Below are 20,046 nucleotides of genomic sequence, written 5' to 3' on the forward strand. Positions count from 1 at the left end.
GGCCGACCGTTTCCGCCGCGACCGCGAAGCGGCCGGACCGACCCGGGCGGGCGTCGTGGTTGGATGAATCCCGCTATGGACGTGACCACCTGGTATCTCGAACAGACCAGCCCCGCCGACCTGCGGCCGGGACGGCCGCCCGCGCTCCCCGCGCAGGTCGTCCGCGCCGAGGTCCCCAGCCCGGAGTTCAGCCGCTTCCTCTACACGGCCGTGGGCGGCGACTGGCAGTGGACCAACCGGCTGCCGTGGACCTGGAAGCAGTGGAAGGACTGGCTCGACCGGCCGGGCGTCGAGACCTGGGTGGCCTGGGTGCGCGGCACCCCCGCCGGGTACGCCGAACTGGTGGCCCAGGACGGCGGCACGATCGAGATCGTCAACTTCGGGCTGCTGCCGTACGCGATCGGGCAGGGCCTCGGTGGGTGGCTGCTGGGCGAGGCCGCGGCCCGCGCCTGGGACCTCGCCGAGCGCTGGCCGGGACGGGAGGTCACCCGGCGGGTCTGGGTGCACACCTGCTCTCTCGACGGACCGGCCGCGCTCGCCAACTACAAGGCCCGGGGTTTCCGGATCTACGACGAGAAGCTGAACATGCCGGGCGACGAGGACGAGGGCGAGACGCCCGGTCCCTGGCCCGGCGCCGGCCCCCGCGACTGACCGTTTCCGGGCCGCAAGGGCTGTCCTGCCGGGGAAGCCGGGACGGCGGGCGTGGGCCCGGCAGTATGGTGGTGAGTCGCGAACAGGGTGAACTCTCGGCAGAATGTTCGATGTCCACCACTGATGTCCACCGTTAACGTTCGCCCTCCCCGGTCCCGACGGCCGGGGGCCGGCTCCTCGACACGCAGGAAACCACGACATGGCCCGACGCACGACGACACCCCCGCCGGACGAGGACTTCGAGGAGCGGATCGTCGACATCGACGTCTCCGCGGAGATGCGGACGAGCTTCCTTGAGTACGCCTATTCGGTGATCTACCAGCGCGCGCTGCCCGACGCGCGCGACGGACTCAAGCCCGTCCAGCGCCGCATCCTCTACTCCATGAGCGAGATGGGCCTGCGGCCCGACCGCGGGCACGTCAAGTCCTCCCGCGTCGTCGGCGAGGTGATGGGCAAGCTCCACCCGCACGGCGACTCGGCCATCTACGACGCGCTCGTACGGCTCGCGCAGCCGTTCTCGATGCGCCTGCCGCTGGTGGACGGGCACGGCAACTTCGGCTCTCCCGACGACCTGCCCGCCGCGATGCGGTACACCGAGGCCCGCCTCGCCCCGGCCGCCATGCTCATGGTGCAGTCGATCGACGAGGACACCGTCGACTTCAAGCCCAACTACGACGGCCAGGAGACCGAGCCGTCGGTCGTGCCGTCGGCGTTCCCCAACCTGCTGGTCAACGGCGCCTCCGGCATCGCGGTCGGCATGGCCACCAACATGGCCCCGCACAACCTCGGCGAGGTCATCGCGGCGGCTCGCTACCTGATCAGGAAGCCGGACGCGACGCTCGACGAGCTCATGCGCTTCGTCCCCGGTCCCGACCTGCCGACCGGCGGCACGATCATCGGCCTGAACGGCGTCAGGGACGCGTACGAGACCGGCCGTGGCACCTTCAAGATGCGGGCCAAGGCGACGATCGATCAGGTCACGCCGCGCCGCAAGGGCATCGTCGTCACCGAGCTGCCGTTCAACGTGGGCCCGGAGCGGGTGGTCACCAAGATCAAAGAGCTGGTGAACGCGAAGAAGCTCACCGGCATCGCCGACCTCAAGGACCTGACCGACCGGCACAAGGGCCTGCGCCTGGTCATCGAGGTCAAGAACGGCTTCAACCCGGAGGCCGTGCTGGAGGAGCTCTACCGGCTGACGCCGATGGAGGAGACCTTCGGCATCAACAACGTCGCCCTCGTCGACGGTCAGCCGCGCACGCTCGGCCTGCGCGAACTGCTGTCGGTCTACGTGGACCACCGGCTCGACGTCGTGCGCAGGCGCTCGGCGTACCGGCTGCGCAAGCGCGAGGAACGGCTCCACCTCGTCGACGGCCTCATCATCGCGCTGCTCAACATCGACCGGGTCATCCAGGTCATCCGGAACTCGGACGACACGGCGCAGGCCCGCGCGCGGCTCATGGAGACCTTCGAGCTGAGCGAGATCCAGGCGAACTACATCCTCGACACCCCGCTGCGCCGCCTCACCCGCTACGACAAGCTGGAGCTCGACCGGGAGAAGGAGCAGCTCCAGGCCGACATCGCCGAGCTGAACGAGATCCTCGGCTCGGAGGACCGGCTGCGCAAGGTCGTGTCGTCCGAGCTGGCCGAAGTGGCCAAGACGTACGGCACGCCGCGCCGCACGGTCCTGCTCGAGTCGTCGGAGGCCGCCAGGGCCGCCGTCGTGCCGCTGGAGGTGGCCGACGATCCCTGCCTGGTGCTGCTGTCGTCCACCGGCCTGCTCGCCCGTACGACCGACGCCTCGCCGATCTCCGGCGAGGGCGACCGGGCGGCGCACGACGTGCTGGTCTCGGTGGTCCGCTCGACCGTGCGCGGCGAGGTGGGCGTGGTGACTTCCAGCGGCCGGATGATCCGGGTCTCGGTGCTCGACCTGCCCGCGCTGCCGCCCTCGGCCAACCCGCCCTCGCTCGCGGGCGGGCATCCGGTGTCGGAGTACGTCGCCCTCGAACCGGACGAGAGGGTCGTCGGGCTGGGCTCGCTCGACCCTGACGGGCCTGGGCTCGCGGTCGGCACCAGCCAGGGCGTGGTCAAGCGGGTCGTGCCCGAATATCCGGTCAACCGCGACGAGTTCGAGGTGATCGGACTGCGGGACGGCGACGTGGTGGTCGGCGCCGTCGAGCTGACCTCCGTCGACCACGACCTCGTGTTCATCACCAGCGACGCCCAACTCCTGCGCTTCCCCGCCTCCGTCGTACGCCCCCAGGGACGTCCGGCGGGCGGCATGGCCGGTGTGCGCCTCGACGGCGACGCGAAGGTGGTCTTCTTCGGCGTGGTCGATCCCACGCGGGAGGCGCGTGTGGTGACGATCGCCGGGTCCTCCACCGCCCTGCCCGGCACGCAGATGGGGGCGGGCAAGATCTCCGACTACGCCGACTTCCCGCCGAAGGGACGCGCGACCGGTGGCGTGCGCGCCCAGCGCTTCCTGAAGGGCGAGGACGTCCTGCTGCACGCCTACGCCGGCCCGGCGCCGGTCAAGGCGGTCTCCTCGACCGGCAAGCCGGTGCCGCTGCCCGAGGAACTCGGCCGCCGCGACGGCTCGGGTGTGCGCCTCGTGCACGCCATCGCCGCGATCGGCGGCGCGCTCGGCGCGGACGGCGACGAGGAGGCCGCCGCGACGGAGGGCGGCATGGCCACCACGGGCGACACCGGAGGCGAAGAGCCACCTATGTGACACGCGGCGAAGAGCCACCCCGTTGAAACAGGCGGCGCGGAGCCGGTCTCGTAGCTCCGCGCCGCCGCCCCTGCGCCTGCCCGTGGCCTTCAGGTGGCGGCGGGGCCCCCGTGGAATGAGGAGTGGAACGAGGAGCGGTACGCCTGCGGTGTGGTCCCCACGACCCGCTTGAACCGCTCCCTGAACGCGGTGGGCGACCCGAAACCGGCCTGTGCGGCGATGCGCTCGATGCCGTGGTCGGTGTTCTCCAGCAGATACTGCGCCCGCCGGACCCGGGCGCGCAGCAGCCACTGCAACGGCGTGGTGCCGGTCTGCTGACGGAAGCGCCTGCTGAACGTCCGCTCGCTCATCCCGCCGCGGGCCGCCATCTCCCGCAGGGTGAGGTCGCGGCCGAGGTTGTCCTCGATCCACGCCAGCACCGGCTCCAGCAGCGAACCGCTGGGCACCGGCGGGTGCTCGTGGACGATGAACTGAGCCTGACCGCCCTCCCGCTCCAGCGGCATGACCGACAGGCGGGCGGCGTCGGCCGCGACGGCCGAGCCGTGGTCGCGCCGGATCATGTGCAGGCACAGGTCGAGCCCGGCGGCCGCGCCCGCCGAGGTGAGCACCTGCCCGTTGTCGACGTAGAGCACGTCCGGCCGCACGTCCACCAGCGGGAACCGCCGGGCCAGCGCGGGCGCCGCCGCCCAGTGCGTGGTCGCCCGCAGACCGTCCAGCAGCCCGGCCGCCGCGAGCATGAACGCGCCCACGCAGATCGAGGCGAGGCGGGTGCCCCGCGCGGTCGCGTCGCGCAGCGCCTCCAGCGCCTCGGGCGGGGGCGGCCCCGCCCGCTCCGAGCAGCCGGGCACGATGATCGTGTCGGCCTCCGCCAGCGCGTCCACGCCGTACGGCACGCGCAGGGCGAACGCCTCGGTCTCCACTTCGGGGGCGGGCCCGCACACCCGCACGCGGTAGGGGCGCCGGCCGTCCGGCAGGCGGGTGCGCCCGAACACCTCGATGGGGGTCGCCAGATCGAACGGCACGACATGGTCCAGCGCCAGGATCGCCACGGTGTGCACGATCGCCACGATAGACGGAATCCCGCCAGTGACGAATCCAGGGCAGATCTGCGACGCCTCAGGTGACAGCTGCTGGCGGGAATCCGTTGGTCTTTGTCGTTCTCGCCTCTGGGATCAGCCTCGGCCGCACTCCTACGGTTGGTGACCGCACCGCCGACGACAAGGAGAGATGCCGATGCTGGCCCAGTTCGTGCTGTTCGACGGGTTCGATCCCCTGGACGTTCTCGCGCCGTACGAGGTCCTGACGGCGGCCGCGATGTTCACGCGGACCCCGCTCACCGCCACGCTCGTCACGGCGGAGGGACCCCGTGAGGTGACCGGCGGCGTTCCGGGTGTGTCGCTGCGGGCCACGGCGCGGCTGGACCCGGCCCGCGCCGACCTGGTCGTCCTTCCCGGAGCGGCCGGGGACGTGCGCGAGGAGGAGGGCCTCACCGAGGAGGAGCGCCAGGGGACGGTCACCGCGCGGCTCGGCCGCGCTCTCGCGACCGGCCTGCCCGGGCTCATGGGCGAGGCGCTCGGGCGGGAGGGCGTCACCGTCGCCACCGTCTGCGGAGGTTCGCTGATCCTGGCGATGGCGGGGCTGATCCCGGGTCGTCACGTGACCGGTCACCACATGGGCCTGGACACGCTGAGCGCCTTCGGGGCGGTCGCGGTGGACGCGCGGGTCGTCGACGACGGCGACCTGGTGAGCGGCGCCGGTGTCACCTCGGGCCTCGACCTCGGTCTCTACCTGGTGGAGCGTGAGTTCGGGCCGCACGTCGCACGCGACGTGGAACGGCTGTTCGCCCATGAACGGCGCGGCGTCGTCTGGCGCGAGCGCCGCCCGTCCGCGCCGCCCGTCCGCGTCGGCCGCCCGCTGATCGGCGAGCGTGCACGATGACCAAGCTCTTCCTGGCCGTTCACGTCCTCGCCGCGATCCTCGCGGTCGGCCCTGTCGCCGTGGCGGCGAGCATGTTCCCGTCTGCCGCACGTCGCGTGCCGGATCGGGCCGTGTCGGATCGCGGTTCAACGGATCGCGGCTCAACGGATCGGGGCGCGGCGGGTCGGGGCACCGGGGCCGGCGGCGTGGCCACGCTCCGCGTGCTGCATCGCATCTGCCGCGTCTACGCCGTCGCGGGCCTGGCCGTACCGGTTTTCGGGTTCGCCACGGCGAGCGGCCTCGGCGTGCTGCGCGACGCGTGGGTGATCGCGTCCATCCTGCTCACCGCCGCGGCGGCCGCGATCCTCGCCCTGGCGATCCTGCCGCGCCAGGACGCCGTCCTCGCGCGGCTCACCGCCGGAGACTCCACGCCTGCCGACGCCGGCGACGGGGTGGCGCGGCTCGCCATGCCGACCGGTGTCTTCAACCTGCTGTGGGCGGCCGTCACGGTGCTGATGATCGTCCGCCCCGGCTCGACCACGGGAGTCTGACCATGCCACGCCCGCATTCCGCCCTGCGCGTCGCAGCCGCCGTCGAGCTGGGGTCCCTGGCCGTCCTCCTGGTCAACCTGGCCACGGTGCACCTGCCGCCCGTCTCCTCGTTCGTCGGCCCCCTGCACGGCTGCGCGTACCTGGTCGTCGTCGTGGCCGCCGCCCGCGACGGCGGGTGCGACCCGACCGGCAAGGCGCTGGCCTGGCTGCCGGGAATCGGCGGCCTTCTCGTCCTGCGGCGCCTCGCACGCACGCCGCGGGAGAAGGCCGCCACCGGCGCTTGAGCTGAGGCGTCGGTTCACTCGGTGACCAGGCAGAACGGGTGCCCGGCCGGGTCGAGGAAGACCGTCCAGCCGCTTCCCTCACCGGGCTGGTGCTCGTGCCTGACGGCTCCCAATGCGAGCACCTGGTTCTCCGCCTCGGCCATGTCGTCCACGGTCAGGTCGAGGTGGAACTGCTGCGGGTGCTCGGCGGACGGCCAGGCCGGCGGCACGTATTCGGGGACCCGCTGGAAGGCGAGACGGGCCTGGTCGTCGGCGAGCGTGACCCAGTCCTCCTCCTCAGAGGCGACCTTCCAGCCGAGCAGCCCGGCGTAGAAGTCCGCCAGGGCCTTCGGTTCCGGACAGTCGAGCACGACCGAGTGCATGCGCGCGACACCGCTCATGGTGATCCCTCTCCCTCAGATTTCAACACCAGTGATAACCTTATACCGGTGTCGCGAGCGATGGCCACCCGCCAGGAGTGCGCAAAACCCCGCCCCCCGCGATGACCGGTTGGAGGGCATCGGGCAACATCTGTGACATGACCGGAGCTTTCGACGATCTGCTGGACGCCAACGAGAAGTACGCGAGCACGTTCACCCACTCCGGCCTCAGTGGCCGCGCGGTGCGTGGGCTCGCGGTGGTGACGTGCATGGACTCCCGCATCGACCCGCTCGGGCTGCTCGGCCTGACCGCGGGCGACGCGAAGATCCTGCGCAACGCGGGCGCGCGGGTGACCGACGACGTCCTGCGGACCCTCGTCCTCGCCGTCTACCTGCTCGGCGTCGACCGCGTGCTGGTGATGCCGCACACCGACTGCCGGATGTCCAAGTCGACCGACGAGGACGTGCACAACCTCATCGCCGCCGACTACGGCGTCGACACCCGCAGCCTCGAGTTCCAGACCGTCCCCGACCAGCGCGCCGCGCTGCGGCACGACATCACCCGCATCAAGTCCAGCCCCTACCTGCCCGACGACCTCGTCGTGGGCGGCGCGCTGTACGACGTGCACACGGGACGGCTCCAGCCCGTCGAGCTCTGACCCCACCCTCCGTACGGCAGGCCGCCCGGCCTGCCGTACGGGGCCGGCGGGGCGCCTTCTCCGGACCACGGGCCATCCCGGAACCGGGGCACCCGGCTGCTACGTTGTCGTGCCGACGACACGTGAGCTTTTCCCCGGTACCGCAACCGGTCCCGAGGCGCCCCCCAAGGAGCCCGTATGCCCAGCCGCACTCCCTCCGCCTCCGGCGGCACCTCGCGCCGGTCCTTCCGCGGCACCGCCATCCTGGTGATCCTCGCGCTCATCGTCGTCGGGGCGCCGACCCTGCTCGGCGCGTTCAGCGGGTTCGAGCGCACCAGCGGCGGCGAGGCGGCGGTCGTCCGCGACGGCGGCCCGCTCGACGACAACAAGGTCCGCCAGGTCATCGACCCCGGCTCCGGCGTGACCTGGATCGGCTGGTGGTCCCAGATGCACCGCTACCCCGCCCAGCAGCGGTTCTACACGATCACCTCCGACGCCGGACACGGCGAGAGGTCCGGTGTCGACGTCGTCAACGTGCCGAGCGGCGACGGCGTCAACATGGGCATCGAGGGCACGCTCTACTTCGGCCTCAACCTCGACCACCAGACGCTGAAGTCGTTCGACGACAAGTTCGGCACCCGCAAGTTCCGCAGCACCAACGGCGGGACCTACTACCCCTGGGAGGGCGACGAGGGCTGGTCCGCCTTCCTCGACCAGATCATCCGGCCGGTGATCGACAACGACCTGCGCACCCAGATCAACAACTTCCGATGCGCGCAACTGGTCTCCTCCTGCGCGCTCGTGCAGAACAACAGCGGCGGCCAGCAGACCGGGGGCGTGCCGCAGCAGGGCAACAACGCGAACATCGCCAAGATCCAGGACGCGGTGAACACGAGCCTGGCCGAGGACCTCAAGTCGACCCTCGGCGCCGACTATCTCACCGGCATCCACTTCAACCTCTCGCGGGTGACCCTGCCCACCGAGGTCCAGGAGGCGGTCAACCAGGCGCAGGCCGCGTTCGCGAAGGTCACCGAGGCGCAGGCGAAGGTCGCCCAGGCGCGCGCGGAGGCGGAGGCCAACAAGGCCCGGCAGGACGGCTACAACAAGTGCCCCACGTGCGCGGAGATCGAGAAGCTGAAGGCCCTGCCCCAGGGCATCACGGTGTACGCGCCGGGCAATACTGGAGGCGTCGCTCTGCCCACCAAGTAGGGAGCCGGGACCCCGATGCGTCTGCTCGCCCTTCCGGTGACGCTCATCGTCATCGCCGTGCTCGTGTATCTGCTCGTGACGCTCACACGCGGCGGGAAGCCCGCGTCCCGGCGGGAGGCGGCCGGCTCACCCCGCTGGGAGACCGACACCGTCATGGAGAACGGGTGGACCCTGATCGTCGTACGCAAGGTCGCTCCCGGCCCCAACGGGCCGGTGGAGCTGACCAGGCAGACGGTCAGGGCCATCCGCGACGACGACCCGGACTGGGACGAACGCTACCGGGAGGGCATGCTGGAGGCCCGCAACCGGGTCAGCACCCTGGAGATCGAGTCCGGCTGACCCCGACCAGGTCCGAGGGCAGTTCGAATTCGATTTCGTGGCGAATCGGGATGCCGTCGAGGCCGATCTCGGGAATCGACGGCTTGAGCTCACGCGACTCCTCCCCACCTCTCGGTGAACAACTCCCGCACCCAGGTGACGTCCTCGGCGGTGAGCTGCCGCACGGTCACACGGCTCTTCTGGTCGTGGCCAAGAGATGTCATGGGCCCATGGTCACAGATGACGGCCGGACACCGTCAGGTCATGGACGGCCATGAGGGGCACCCTTCCCAGGGGGGTGCGGACGCGTGCCCCGCTTCCTCCCAGGCTGAGCTCGCGACGGTGAGCCGGTGCCCGGCGGGCACCGGTCAGGCGTCGATGTGGTCGCGGTCCACCTCGGCGGCGCTGCCGATGATGAACTCGCGGCGCGGGCCCACGTCGCTGCCCATGAGGAGGTTGAAGATGTGCTCGGCATCCTCCACGTCCTCGATCCGCACGCGGCGCAGGACGCGGTGGCGGGGGTCCATGGTCGTCTCGGCGAGCTGGTCGGCGTCCATCTCACCGAGGCCCTTGTAACGCTGCACAGGGTCCTTCCAGCGCTTGCCGCGCCGCTCCAGGTCGCGCAGGACCTTGTGCAGCTCGGCGTCGCTGTAGGTGTAGATGTACTTGTCCTGGCCACGCCCGGGGTTGGTGACCTCGATGCGGTGCAGCGGCGGCACCGCGGCGAACACCCGCCCGGCCTCGACCATCGGCTTCATGTAGCGGTGGAAGAGCGTGAGCAGCAGGCAGCGGATGTGCGCGCCGTCCACGTCCGCGTCGGCCATCAAGATGATCTTGCCGTAGCGGGCCGACTCGATGTCGAACGAGCGGCCCGACCCGGCGCCGACCACCTGGATGATCGCGGCGCACTCGGTGTTCTTGAGCATGTCGGCGACCGACGCCTTCTGCACGTTCAGGATCTTGCCCCGGATCGGCAGCAGAGCCTGGAACTCCGAGTCGCGGGCGAGCTTGGCCGTGCCCAGCGCGGAGTCGCCCTCGACGATGAACAGCTCGCTGCGGTCGACGTCGTCGCTGCGGCAGTCGACCAGCTTGGCGGGCAGCGCCGAGTTCTCCAGGGCGGACTTGCGCCGCTGGTTGTCACGGTGCTCGCGGGCGGCGATGCGGGCCTTGGCCGCGGCGACGACCTTCTCCAGCACCGCGCGCAGCTGCTGCTTCTGCCCTCGCTTGGGGGTGGCGAACAGCGCCTTCAGCTCGCGGGCGACCACGTGGGCGACGATGCGGCTGGCCGCGGAGGTGCCGAGCACCTCCTTGGTCTGTCCCTCGAACTGCGGCTCGGGCACCCGCACGGTGACGACCGCGGTCAGCCCTTCGAGGATGTCCTCCTTGGTCACCGGCTCGTCGCCGTTCTTCAGCAGCCGGGTCTCCCTGAGCTGCTCGTTGACCGTGCGGACCAGCGCCCGCTCGAACCCCGCGACGTGGGTGCCGCCCTTCGGCGTGGCGATCACGTTCACGAACGAGCGTACGGTCGTCTCGTAGCCCTTCCCCCAGCGGATCGCGACGTCGACGGTGAGCTCCCGCTCGACTTCGGTCGGCGTCATGTGCCCCTGCTCGTCGAGCACGGGGACCGTCTCGTGGAAGTGGCCCTCGCCCTGCAGCCGCAGCACGTCGCACACGGCCTCGTCCCGGGACAGGAACTCGGTGAACTCGCTGATGCCGCCGTCGAAGCGGAACGTCTCCTCGACCGGCTCCTCGCCGCGGACGTCGCGCACCACGAGCGTGAGCCCCGGCACCAGGAAGGCCGTCTGGCGCAGCCGCACGTGGATCTCGTCTAGCGAGACCTCCGCCTCGGGCAGGAAGATCTGCCGGTCGGCCCAGAAGCGCACGCGGGTGCCGGCGGTGTTACGCGGGGCCGGGCCGCCATCGCGCAGGCCGGACTTCTTGCGGAACTTGGCGGTCGGGCCGTCGCCGTCGAACACGCCGGGCACGCCCCGGCGGAAGCTGATCTGGTGGACCTTGCCGTCGCGGTCGACCTCCACGTCGACGCGGGAGGACAGCGCGTTGACCACCGAGGCGCCGACGCCGTGCAGGCCGCCGGAGGCGCCGTAGGAGCCGCCGCCGAACTTGCCGCCCGCGTGGAGCTTCGTGTAGACGAGCTCGACGCCGGCCAGGCCACTCTTGGGCTCGATGTCGACGGGAATGCCGCGCCCGTTGTCACGCACCTCGATCGAGCCGTCCGCGTGCAGCTCGACCTCGATCCGCGTGCAGTAGCCTCCGAGCGCCTCGTCGACCGCGTTGTCCACGATCTCCCACAGGCAGTGCATGAGGCCGCGCGTGTCCGTGGAGCCGATGTACATCCCTGGGCGCTTGCGGACGGCCTCCAGGCCTTCCAGCACAGAGAGATGACGGGCGGTGTACCCCGTCTCCGCGCGAACCGCAGTCACACCCAACTCCTACTTATCAATCGAACACGCGTACGCAGCTTAACGCCACTCAATGTTTGTACGCGCACAAGCTTGCCAGGCGCAGCACAATGACCGGCACTTTCGCTGTGATCCCCGTCACTTTCCCGATCATTCTGCTCTGGGCGTAGTCAGAGCATGATTGGGAAGGCCCGTATCCGGTTAGATGTTGTCCCAAGTGACTGACGCCAACGTCCCCACAGCGTGGGGCGACCCGAAAGGCGATACGTGACTGGAGCTCTCGCCCCCATCAAGCCGCTGACGGCCCTGGACCGGTGCGACCGGTGCGGTGCTCAGGCCTACATCCGCGCGACCCTGCCCGTGGGTGGGGAGTTGCTGTTCTGCGCCCACCACGGGCGTCAGCACGTGACTGTGCTGCGCGACAAAGGTGCTGAGATCCAGGACGAGTCGGCCCGACTCAGTGAATCCCCCGCGACCGCCCCTGACGGCGAGCGCTGACCCTATAGACGGCGTGCCGGAGCGTCAGACGATGATGTCGGCTCCGCGCGCCGTCGCCATATAAGCCATCGACCCGGGCCGCCCGCCCGGCGCGACCGCCGTTCCCAGTTTCCCCCGGGGTCCGCGGCGGACGGCGCCGGCGGGTCAGGACCGCACTCGGTAGTGGTAGCGGCCGGCGACGGTGAATCCCTCGCGCTCGTAGAGCGCGCGGGCGCCGGTGTTGGCCTCGGTCACCACCAGGTACGCACCGTCGGCGCCACACCGCCGCCCCCAGGCGAGCAGGGTGCGCAGCACGGCCGCGCCCAGCCCGCGCCGCCTGGCGTGCGGCTCGACCGCCATGCAGTAGACGCCGAGCCATCGCCCCTGCGGCACGCCCCTTCCCACCGCGCCCTCCTCGAGGAGGACGTACCCGGCGGGCACTCCGCCGAGGATGCGCTCACCCCACGTCCGCGCCGGAACCTCCCCGGTGTCGCGGTGGCGCCCGCCGTCCACGCTCCACCAGGTGCGCAGCCACCGTTCTGACGGCCTGTCCTCCACCGCCGCGTCGGCGGCACGCTCATCGCCGGTGAGCGGCCTGGTCATCACCAAAGTGGGATCCACGAGCCGGTAGCCCCGGCGGCCGAGTTCGTCGTCGAGCCCGGGCGAGGCGCCCATGCCGACCGAGAACACGCAGGGCTGCCCGATGCCCGCGTAGAAGCGCTCGGCCCGGTCGACCGCCTCCGGCAGGTTCGCGCACTCTCCCAGCGGCAGCACCGAGTTGGCCCGTTTCGTCACGCCGCCCGCATGCCGGTAGACCCAGCCGCCGTCCTCGGCCCGTCCCGGCGCCGGCCATGCCGCATCGACCAGCAGGTCGAACTGTGCGTTTTCCTCGTTCACCCGCCGCAGCCTAGTTGACCTGCGCTGCTCGGGTTCAGATCGTGCGTCCGGGGCAGTGGACGGCGGATTCCTCGGGCCTCCTCGAAGGAGCGGCGGTGCTAGGCCGGGGCGTAGCCGAGCACGTGCTCGCGGAGCAGGACGCCCACCTCGGGGTCGTCCCGCTCGAACGCCTCCACGAGGGGTTCGTGGTCGGCGGCGTTCTCGTGCGGACGCATCCGGAACAGGCGAATCGACAGGTGGGTCCACACCTCGATGCCGAGCGACTCCCACACCGACAGCAGCACCTCGTTGCCCGAGGCTTTCACGATCTCCCGGTGGAAGGCGACGCCGTGCCGCACCTGATCGTGCAGGGCACCGGCCGCCGTCGCCTCGTGCAGACGGCCGAGGTGCGTACGCAACGCCTCCGCGGAGGGCCTGCCCAGCCGGACGGCCGTCTCCTCCAGCCCCGCCCGCACCTGGTACACCTCGCGGAGATCGCTCCGGGTGAGCCTGCGGACCCGCGCGCCCTTGTTGGGCGCGGACTCGATGAGCCTGAGCGCCTCCAGCTCGCGCAGCGCCTCACGCACCGGGGCCTGGCTGACGCCCAGCTCGGCCGCCATCCGCCGCTCGACGAGACGGTCGCCGGGCTTCCATCGGCCGTCGGTCAGGCCGTCGAGCACGGTTTGCCGGATCTGGTCGCGAAGCGGCGACCGCACGACGGGTTCCACGAGACCGATGATAGGGCCGGACCGTACACATCCGATGATCGATCATAGGGTGTTTAATGAATCCATGGACGTAGACCTGGACCCGCAGGAGACCGCCGAATGGCTCGAATCCCTCGAGGCGGTCCGCCGTGCAGCCGGCCCCGAACGGGCCGACTACCTGCTGAAGCGGCTGGCCACCACCACCCGCTACATCAACACCGTCCCGGCCTCCGAGGAGCCCGTCTACCCGGGTGACCTGGAGGTGGAGGAACGCATCGCCGCGTACGACCGGTGGAACGCCGCAGCGATGATCACGAGGGGAAGCCGGCTGGGCCTCGGCGGCCACCTGGCGACCTACGCCTCGGCCGCCTGGCTGTACGAGGTGGGCTTCAACCACTTCTTCCACGCCGGCCACGACCAGGTCTACTTCCAGGGCCACGCCTCCCCGGGCATCTACGCCCGGGCCTTCCTTGAGGGCAGGCTGAGCGAAGCCCAGCTCGACCTGTTCAGGCGCGAGCCCGAGGGCGGGCTGCCGTCGTACCCGCATCCGCGGTCCATGCCGGGCTTCTGGCAGTTCCCCACCGTCTCCATGGGTCTCGGCCCGCTCAACGCGATCTACCAGGCCAGGTTCAACCGCTACCTGCACAGTCGCGGTATCAAGGACACCTCACGCAGCCACGTATGGGCCTTCCTCGGCGACGGCGAGATGGACGAGCCGGAGTCCACGGCCGCCCTCACCCTCGCCGCCCGCGAGGGGCTCGACAACCTCACCTTCGTGATCAACTGCAACCTGCAGCGGCTCGACGGGCCGGTGCGGGGCAACACCCGTATCGTCCAGGAACTCGAAAGCGTCTTCAGGGGCGCGGGCTGGCACGTCGTCAAGGCGCTGTGGGGCAGGGAGTGGGACGGGCTGCTCGGCTCGGACGAACTGGTGGCCCGGCTGGGCGAGGTGCCGGACGGGCAGTTCCAGACGTTCGCCGCCTCGACGGGCGCCTATATCAGGGAGCGGCTGTTCCAGGGACTGGACGTGCCCTGCTCGGACGACGACCTGCGGCGCATCGTCGGCGGGTCCCGGGCGGGCCACGAGCCGCGGAAGGTGTACGCGGCCTACCGCAGGGCCCTGGACAACCGTGGCGCGCCCACCGTGATCCTCGTGCAGACGGTGAAGGGCTGGACCCTCGGTGCGGGGATCGAGGCGCGCAACGCCAACCACCAGATGAAGAAGCTCACCCAGGACGAGTTCCGCGCGCTGCGCGACCGGCTCGGCCTGCCGGTGCCGGACGAGGCGCTCGACGGCGACCTGCCGCCCTACCTGCATCCCGGGCCGGACTCGCCGGAGGCGCGGTACGCCGCCGAGCGGCGCCGCGACCTTGGCGGGCCCGTCCCCCGCCGCACGGTCTCCCACGCCCCGCTGCCGGCCCCGGGCAAGGCGCCGTTCCGGGCCCTGGAGAAGGGCTCGAAGCAGCCCGTGGCCACGACGATGGCCTTCGTCCGCCTGGTCAAGGACCTGATGAAGGAGCCGGAGACGGGACGCCGCTGGGTGCCGATCGTGCCCGACGAGGCCAGGACGTTCGGCATGGAGTCCCTGTTCCCCACCGCCAAGATCTACTCGCCGCTGGGCCAGCGCTACGAGTCCGTCGACAGGGACCTGCTGTTGTCGTACAAGGAGGCTGCCGACGGGCAGATCCTGCTGGAAGGCATCACCGAGGCCGGGTCGATGGCGTCGTTCACGGCCGCGGCCTCCAGCTACGCCACCCACGGCGAAGCCATGATCCCCTTCTACATCTTCTACTCGATGTTCGGCTGGCAGCGTACCGGCGACCAGATGTGGGCACTGGCCGACCAGCTCGGCCGCGGGTTCCTCGTCGGCGCCACCGCCGGCCGGACCACGATGACCGGGGAGGGCCTGCAGCACGCGGACGGTCACTCGCAGCTCCTCGCCTCGGCCAACCCGGCGTGCCTGGCCTACGATCCCGCCTTCGCCTACGAGGTGGGGACGATCGTGCGTGAGGGGCTCCGGCGCATGTACGGCCCCGGTGGCGAGGACGTGTTCTACTACCTGACCGTCTACAACGAGCCGCTGCCCCAGCCCCCGATGCCCGAGGGCGTCGAGGAGGGCATCCTCCGGGGGATCTACCGGTACGCCGCCGGTGGCGGTCAGGCCCACCTGCTGGCCAGCGGCACCGCGATCCACTGGGCGCTGGAGGCGCAGCGACTGCTCCGGGAGGAGTACGGCCTGGGCGTCGACGTGTGGTCGGTCACCTCCTGGAGCGAGCTGCGCCGCGACGCCATGACCACCACGGGCGTGCCGTACGTCCGGCAGGCCCTGGCCGGGACGGCGGGACCGGTGATCGCGGTCAGCGACTGGATGCGCGCGGTGCCGGACCAGATCAGCCCGTGGATCGACCGGCCGTGGACCTCGCTCGGCACCGACGGGTTCGGGCTGTCGGGCACCCGCGAGGCGGTCCGCAGGCACTTCGGCGTCGATCCCCGCTCGATCGCGGAGGCCGTGCTCAAGGCGGTGGAGACCGGCCGGGACTGAGCAGCACGCCGCGTCGACGACCATCGCGCAGCGCCCCGATCGGGGGAAACTCTCCGGTCGGGGCGCAGTAGGCTGCGGAACCGTGCTCATCCTGCTTCCGCCCTCGGAGGGGAAGGCCGAGCGGGGCACCTCCGCCGTCCGCCGGCTCAGCTTCCCCGAACTCGCCTCCCCGCGCGAGAAGGTCCTCGACGCCCTCGTCTCGCTCTGCCACACGCCCGAGGCGCGCGACGTGCTCGGCCTGTCGGAGGGGCAGACCGGCGAGATCGAGCGCAACCTGGCGCTCCCCACGGCGCGCACGCTGCCCGTCGCCGCCCTCTACACGGGCGTGCTGTACGACAACCTGGGCCTCGCCACCCTCTCCCCCGAGGCCCGGCGGCGGGCCGACCGGAGGATCGTCGTGTTCTCGGCGCTGTGGGGCCTGCTGCGCCCGTCCGACCGCGTGCCGCCCTACCGGCTGTCCATGGGCGTACGGCTGCCGCCGATGGGCGGCCTGGCCGCGTTCTGGCGGACGTCGATCAGCGCGGTGCTCGACGCGACGAAGGGGCTCGTGGTGGACATGCGGTCCGCGACGTACGCCGCCGCCTGGCAGCCCGGCGAACGCGGCGTGGCCGTACGGGTGCTGCGGGAGGCCGCCGGAAAGCGGACCGTCGTCAGTCACATGGCGAAGGCCACCCGGGGCGTGGTGGCCCGCGCGCTCGTCGAGAGCGCCGACCGGCCCCGCACGGCCGGGGATCTGGCCGACCTGCTGACCGGCCTGGGACATCGGGTGGAACCGGCGGCGCCGGCCGGGCGGGGAAAGCCGCGGATCCTCGACGTGATCGTGGACGAGTGAGTCAGAGATTCAGCCGGGCGCAGGCCCGGCGGTACTGCTGCGCCGGATCGCCGAGATGCGACCAGGGCAGCCGGCTGAAGCGGCCGCCCGTCCTGGCGAGGTGCCCGCGCGCCGGACGCCGGAGGTCGGACAGGTAGAAGGCGGCGCCGAAGACGTTGTGCGCCTCGACCGAGCGCGGGTGCGCCCCGCCGATGCGCCGCTCCGCCCAGTGGGCGGCGGCCGAGACGATCTCGCGCTGCGCGTCGAAGGAGAACCAGCCGCCCCGGGACATGGGGGTGCGCCCTGCGGCGACGATCTCGAAGTGGGCCAGCGGCACGAGTGCCGGGAGCGGGCTGCCCTCCGGGGCGTGCGCGGCGGCCGAGCGGGCGAAGCCGAGCATCTCCTGGGCGGTGCCGCCCCAGCCGGGCGACAGGGTGATCAGGCGGGCCAGCGCCCCCGAATACAGCGTCGGCCACCGGCGGGAGCATTCGTACCAGACCGCGTCCTTGTCGGCGCGCGGCCGGTCCAGCCCGATGGCCAGCCACATCAGGCACTCCCACGGCACCGGGTCGACCGGCGCGAGCCCCGCCGCCGCCAGCAGCGGCTGCCTGGCCTGTTCCATCGCCGACCGGTAGGCGTGCAGCCGGTCCGCCTGCACCGCCCTGGCCCGCACGTCGGGCCTCAGCTCCCAGGCCTCCTCCAGGCGGGCCCGGCCGAGCCACAGCCACAGGTCGGGATTGCCCTGGTCGTGAGCGAGCAGCGCCTCGATCGACCGGCTCGCCCCGACGACGGCCCGCGACAGCGCCTCCGCCCGCAGCGACCGCGTCTCCGGGTCGCCCCGGCTGTCCGCGAGGACGGCCGCCGCCGGTCTGAGGTCACCCCGGGAGGCGGCCTCGACCGCCTCGTCGAGCATGGTGTCCGCCCACGGGCGGTCCGGGATCACTCGTGGCCCCCGAGCACGCGCCCGATCCACTTCGATCACTCCCATGAGGCGCGAGCCTAGGAGCGTCAACGTGCCCGTGGCGCTACCACGAGGTTACGGGGGCGTAAACGTCATCGTCCCCCGGCCGTGATGCGTGGCCGAGGGACGATCGACTCGTGCGTCAGTCCAGGTAGTCGCGCAGCACCTGCGAACGGGAGGGGTGGCGCAGCTTCGACATGGTCTTGGACTCGATCTGGCGGATCCGCTCGCGGGTCACGCCGTAGACCTTCCCGATCTCGTCGAGGGTCTTCGGCTGCCCGTCGGTGAGGCCGAACCGCATCGACACCACGCCCGCCTCCCGCTCCGACAGCGTGTCGAGAACGGAGTGCAGCTGCTCCTGCAGCAGCGTGAAGCTGACGGCGTCGGCCGGGACGATGGCCTCGGAGTCCTCGATGAGGTCACCGAACTCGCTGTCGCCCTCCTCGCCCAGCGGGGTGTGCAGAGAGATCGGCTCGCGGCCGTACTTCTGCACCTCGATGACCTTCTCGGGGGTCATGTCGAGCTCGCGGGCCAGTTCCTCCGGCGTGGGCTCGCGGCCGAGGTCCTGCAGCATCTGCCGCTGGACGCGGGCCAGCTTGTTGATCACCTCGACCATGTGGACCGGGATGCGGATGGTCCGCGCCTGGTCGGCCATGGCCCGGGTGATCGCCTGCCGGATCCACCAGGTGGCGTACGTGGAGAACTTGTAGCCCTTGGTGTAGTCGAACTTCTCGACCGCACGGATCAGGCCCAGGTTGCCCTCCTGGATCAGGTCCAGGAACAGCATGCCGCGGCCGGTGTACCTCTTGGCCAGCGAGACCACGAGGCGGAGGTTGGCCTCCAGCAGGTGGTTCTTGGCGCGGTGGCCGTCCTCGGCGATCCACTCCAGCTCGGCGCGGACGTCGACGGGCAGGCCGTCGGCCTCCCCGGCGAGCTGCTCCTCGGCGAACAGGCCGGCCTCGATCCGCTTGGCGAGCTCGACCTCCTGCTCCGCGTTGAGGAGCGGCACCTTGCCGATCTGCTTGAGGTAGTCCTTCACCGGGTCGGCGGTGGCGCCGGCCGCCGCGACCTGGGCGACGGGCGCGTCGTCATCGTCGTCGGTGAGGATCAGCACCTCGTCCTCGGACTGGACGAGCGCCTCGGCCTTGGGCTCTTCGCCGTCGGCCTCTCCCTCGGTCTCGGTTTCGGTTTCTTCGGTCTCCACCTCGGCGTCGATCTCGACGTCCTCGACCTCGATGTCGAAGTCCTCGATGTCGACGTCACCTTCGAGGTCGATGTCCTCGTCGTCCTCGGCGATGTCGGCGGACTTCGGCTTGGAGTCGGCCTTGGCCGCCTTGACCTCGGGACCCGTGGTGGGGGCCTCCGGCTTGGCGGGTGCGGCCTTCTTCGGCGGAGCGGGCTTGGCCGGAGCCTTGGCGGCGGCCGGCTTGGCGGCGGGCGGCGCGGGCTTGGCCGGAGCGGGCTTCTTCTGGGCCGGCTTGGCGGCCGGCGCGGAGTCGGTCACCACGGCGGTCACTGTCTCCGGCTGCGACTCCTTGGCCGCTGCGGATTTGGTGGTCTTCTTGACGGGCGCGGTGGTGCGGCGCTTGGCTTGACCTCGAGAACGCTTGGGAGCCGCGGAGTCGGCGGCCGTCACCACGACGGTCACACCCTCCTTGCTGAGGCTGCGCAGGAATCCAGCGGCTTGCGACATCGGGATGTCCGCTTCCTCGAAGGCCTTGCGGACATCCTCGGACTCGAGGAAACCCTGCGAGCGCCCACGCTCGAGGAGCTGCTGAATCACTGGCTCGTTCAGCTCCGACGGCTTCGAGCGAGTCGAACTTGCAGGCGACACGAACACCTCTCGAACGAACGCATGGCGAGAATGGACCCAGGTGCTTCTTCTTTTCCGGTGGTGAGGTCGCGCGGACCGCGACATGCCATTGTGGCACGCCACGGTACGTGATACGGCCGCGTCCCGCCGGTTGCCCCTCCACCCTAGGCCGACCGAGACACTAGTGCGTACGGAAGGAGGTCACTGATACCCGAAAGCAACCGTTATGACTGTTTCATTCAGTCACTCTTCGTGGCCGGTGGAACGTGGACCGCGAGTACCGTTACGTCATCGTCCTGTTCATACCCGGACAGCATGTGGTCCACCAGGAAATCGAGCAGCATATTGGGGCTGTTCAGGACCTCCGGGGGCGCTTCGGCCACGACGGACGAAAGCTCCCTGAGCCCGGCGTCCAGCCCGCGCTTGCGGTTCTCCACCAGACCGTCCGAGTACAGAACGGCGGTGTGACCCGGCGGCACGCAGAACCGGAACTGCTTGCGGCTCGTGGCCCAGCCGAGCGGTGTGCCCGGCTCGGTCTCGTGCAGCAGCCCGACGCCCTGCGGCGAGACCAGCAGCGGCGGCGGGTGACCGGCCAGGGCCAGCGTGCCCTCCCCGGTCCCGGGCTCGACGACCATGTATGCCAGGGTGGTGACCTGCTCCTCCTCCTCGGTCGCCTCGAAGACGCGGTCGAGCCCCGTCAGCACCGCGGCCGGGGGCGGGTTGGTCAACGCGAGGGCCCGCATGGCGTTGCGGATCCGGCCCATGCCTGCGGCGGCCTTGACGC

General features: G+C 71.1%; 19 protein-coding genes. 11 read left to right on the top strand and 8 right to left on the bottom strand.

Annotated elements, in window-relative coordinates; genetic code table 11:
- The first annotated feature begins 75 nt into the window (after nucleotides 1–75).
- Nucleotides 76–651 carry a GNAT family N-acetyltransferase gene (locus HHX35_RS27465; protein WP_182901581.1) on the top strand — a complete coding sequence of 192 codons (576 nt, stop codon included), beginning with the start codon at nucleotides 76–78 and terminating at the stop codon, nucleotides 649–651.
- Nucleotides 652–850: 199 nt separating this feature from the next.
- On the top strand, nucleotides 851–3,379 hold the full coding sequence (locus HHX35_RS27470) for a DNA topoisomerase (ATP-hydrolyzing) subunit A (RefSeq protein WP_182901582.1): 2,529 nt from the start codon (nucleotides 851–853) through the stop codon (nucleotides 3,377–3,379).
- Between the two features lie 89 nt (nucleotides 3,380–3,468).
- On the opposite strand, the gene HHX35_RS27475 is transcribed toward HHX35_RS27470, so the two are convergent.
- The gene (locus tag HHX35_RS27475; RefSeq protein WP_310739337.1) at nucleotides 3,469–4,437 is read right to left on the bottom strand and encodes a helix-turn-helix domain-containing protein; all 969 of its coding nucleotides are present in this window, start codon (nucleotides 4,435–4,437) and stop codon (nucleotides 3,469–3,471) included.
- Between the two features lie 175 nt (nucleotides 4,438–4,612).
- On the opposite strand from HHX35_RS27475, the gene HHX35_RS27480 reads away from it, so the two are divergent.
- From HHX35_RS27480 to HHX35_RS27490, 3 genes are read left to right on the top strand one after another with little or no spacing between them, the layout of a single operon-like run.
- Nucleotides 4,613–5,317: a DJ-1/PfpI family protein gene (locus HHX35_RS27480; protein WP_182901584.1), complete on the top strand. Its 705-nt coding sequence runs from the start codon at nucleotides 4,613–4,615 to the stop codon at nucleotides 5,315–5,317.
- Entirely contained in the window at nucleotides 5,314–5,847 is a 534-nt protein-coding gene (locus tag HHX35_RS27485) for a hypothetical protein (RefSeq protein ID WP_182901585.1), read from the top strand. The genes HHX35_RS27480 and HHX35_RS27485 overlap by 4 nt, the downstream gene beginning before the upstream one ends.
- Nucleotides 5,848–5,849: 2 nt before the next feature.
- Nucleotides 5,850–6,131 (top strand): DUF3817 domain-containing protein, encoded by a 282-nt coding sequence (locus HHX35_RS27490; protein ID WP_182901586.1) that lies wholly within the window; start codon nucleotides 5,850–5,852, stop codon nucleotides 6,129–6,131.
- A 14-nt stretch (nucleotides 6,132–6,145) separates the two neighbouring features.
- Here HHX35_RS27490 and HHX35_RS27495 read toward each other — a convergent pair whose 3' ends face one another.
- Nucleotides 6,146–6,511: a VOC family protein gene (locus HHX35_RS27495; RefSeq protein ID WP_182901587.1), complete on the bottom strand. Its 366-nt coding sequence runs from the start codon at nucleotides 6,509–6,511 to the stop codon at nucleotides 6,146–6,148.
- Nucleotides 6,512–6,648: 137 nt separating this feature from the next.
- Here HHX35_RS27495 and HHX35_RS27500 point away from each other — a divergent pair, with 137 nt between their 5' ends.
- From HHX35_RS27500 to HHX35_RS27510, 3 genes are all read left to right on the top strand, one after another.
- Nucleotides 6,649–7,149: a carbonic anhydrase gene (locus tag HHX35_RS27500; protein ID WP_182901588.1), complete on the top strand. Its 501-nt coding sequence runs from the start codon at nucleotides 6,649–6,651 to the stop codon at nucleotides 7,147–7,149.
- Between the two features lie 177 nt (nucleotides 7,150–7,326).
- Nucleotides 7,327–8,337, top strand: a complete 1,011-nt coding sequence (locus HHX35_RS27505) for an SPFH domain-containing protein (RefSeq protein WP_182901589.1) — start codon at nucleotides 7,327–7,329, stop codon at nucleotides 8,335–8,337.
- 15 nt (nucleotides 8,338–8,352) lie between these two features.
- Nucleotides 8,353–8,676, top strand: coding sequence for a hypothetical protein (locus tag HHX35_RS27510; RefSeq protein WP_182901590.1), 324 nt, complete (start codon nucleotides 8,353–8,355; stop codon nucleotides 8,674–8,676).
- Between the two features lie 347 nt (nucleotides 8,677–9,023).
- On the opposite strand, the gene HHX35_RS27515 is transcribed toward HHX35_RS27510, so the two are convergent.
- Nucleotides 9,024–11,096 carry a type IIA DNA topoisomerase subunit B gene (locus HHX35_RS27515; RefSeq protein ID WP_182901591.1) on the bottom strand — a complete coding sequence of 691 codons (2,073 nt, stop codon included), beginning with the start codon at nucleotides 11,094–11,096 and terminating at the stop codon, nucleotides 9,024–9,026.
- Nucleotides 11,097–11,342: 246 nt separating this feature from the next.
- Here HHX35_RS27515 and HHX35_RS27520 point away from each other — a divergent pair, with 246 nt between their 5' ends.
- The gene (locus tag HHX35_RS27520; RefSeq protein WP_142561501.1) at nucleotides 11,343–11,573 is read left to right on the top strand and encodes a hypothetical protein; all 231 of its coding nucleotides are present in this window, start codon (nucleotides 11,343–11,345) and stop codon (nucleotides 11,571–11,573) included.
- 144 nt (nucleotides 11,574–11,717) lie between these two features.
- Here the strand turns inward: HHX35_RS27520 and HHX35_RS27525 are convergent, their stop codons facing one another.
- Together HHX35_RS27525 and HHX35_RS27530 are read right to left on the bottom strand one after the other, a co-directional pair.
- The gene (locus HHX35_RS27525; protein WP_182901592.1) at nucleotides 11,718–12,449 is read right to left on the bottom strand and encodes an N-acetyltransferase; all 732 of its coding nucleotides are present in this window, start codon (nucleotides 12,447–12,449) and stop codon (nucleotides 11,718–11,720) included.
- 98 nt (nucleotides 12,450–12,547) lie between these two features.
- The gene (locus HHX35_RS27530) at nucleotides 12,548–13,156 is read right to left on the bottom strand and encodes a GntR family transcriptional regulator (RefSeq protein WP_310739338.1); all 609 of its coding nucleotides are present in this window, start codon (nucleotides 13,154–13,156) and stop codon (nucleotides 12,548–12,550) included.
- Nucleotides 13,157–13,220: 64 nt separating this feature from the next.
- Between HHX35_RS27530 and aceE the strand changes: the two genes are divergently transcribed.
- Both aceE and HHX35_RS27540 read left to right on the top strand, forming a co-directional pair.
- Nucleotides 13,221–15,677, top strand: a complete 2,457-nt coding sequence (gene aceE / locus HHX35_RS27535; protein ID WP_182901593.1) for a pyruvate dehydrogenase (acetyl-transferring), homodimeric type — start codon at nucleotides 13,221–13,223, stop codon at nucleotides 15,675–15,677.
- A gap of 82 nt (nucleotides 15,678–15,759) precedes the next feature.
- Nucleotides 15,760–16,509, top strand: coding sequence for a YaaA family protein (locus tag HHX35_RS27540; protein WP_182901594.1), 750 nt, complete (start codon nucleotides 15,760–15,762; stop codon nucleotides 16,507–16,509).
- Nucleotide 16,510: 1 nt separating this feature from the next.
- Here the strand turns inward: HHX35_RS27540 and HHX35_RS27545 are convergent, their stop codons facing one another.
- The 3 genes from HHX35_RS27545 to HHX35_RS27555 form a co-directional block, all read right to left on the bottom strand.
- Nucleotides 16,511–17,476, bottom strand: coding sequence for a hypothetical protein (locus HHX35_RS27545; RefSeq protein WP_182901595.1), 966 nt, complete (start codon nucleotides 17,474–17,476; stop codon nucleotides 16,511–16,513).
- Between the two features lie 115 nt (nucleotides 17,477–17,591).
- Nucleotides 17,592–19,283: an RNA polymerase sigma factor gene (locus HHX35_RS27550; RefSeq protein ID WP_310739339.1), complete on the bottom strand. Its 1,692-nt coding sequence runs from the start codon at nucleotides 19,281–19,283 to the stop codon at nucleotides 17,592–17,594.
- Between the two features lie 218 nt (nucleotides 19,284–19,501).
- The coding region (locus HHX35_RS27555) for a PP2C family protein-serine/threonine phosphatase (protein WP_182901597.1) at nucleotides 19,502–20,046 on the bottom strand (545 nt) is incomplete at its 5' end.

The sequence above is a fragment of the Microbispora sp. H10830 genome (genome assembly GCF_014161375.1).
Lineage (GTDB): Bacteria > Actinomycetota > Actinomycetes > Streptosporangiales > Streptosporangiaceae > Microbispora > Microbispora catharanthi.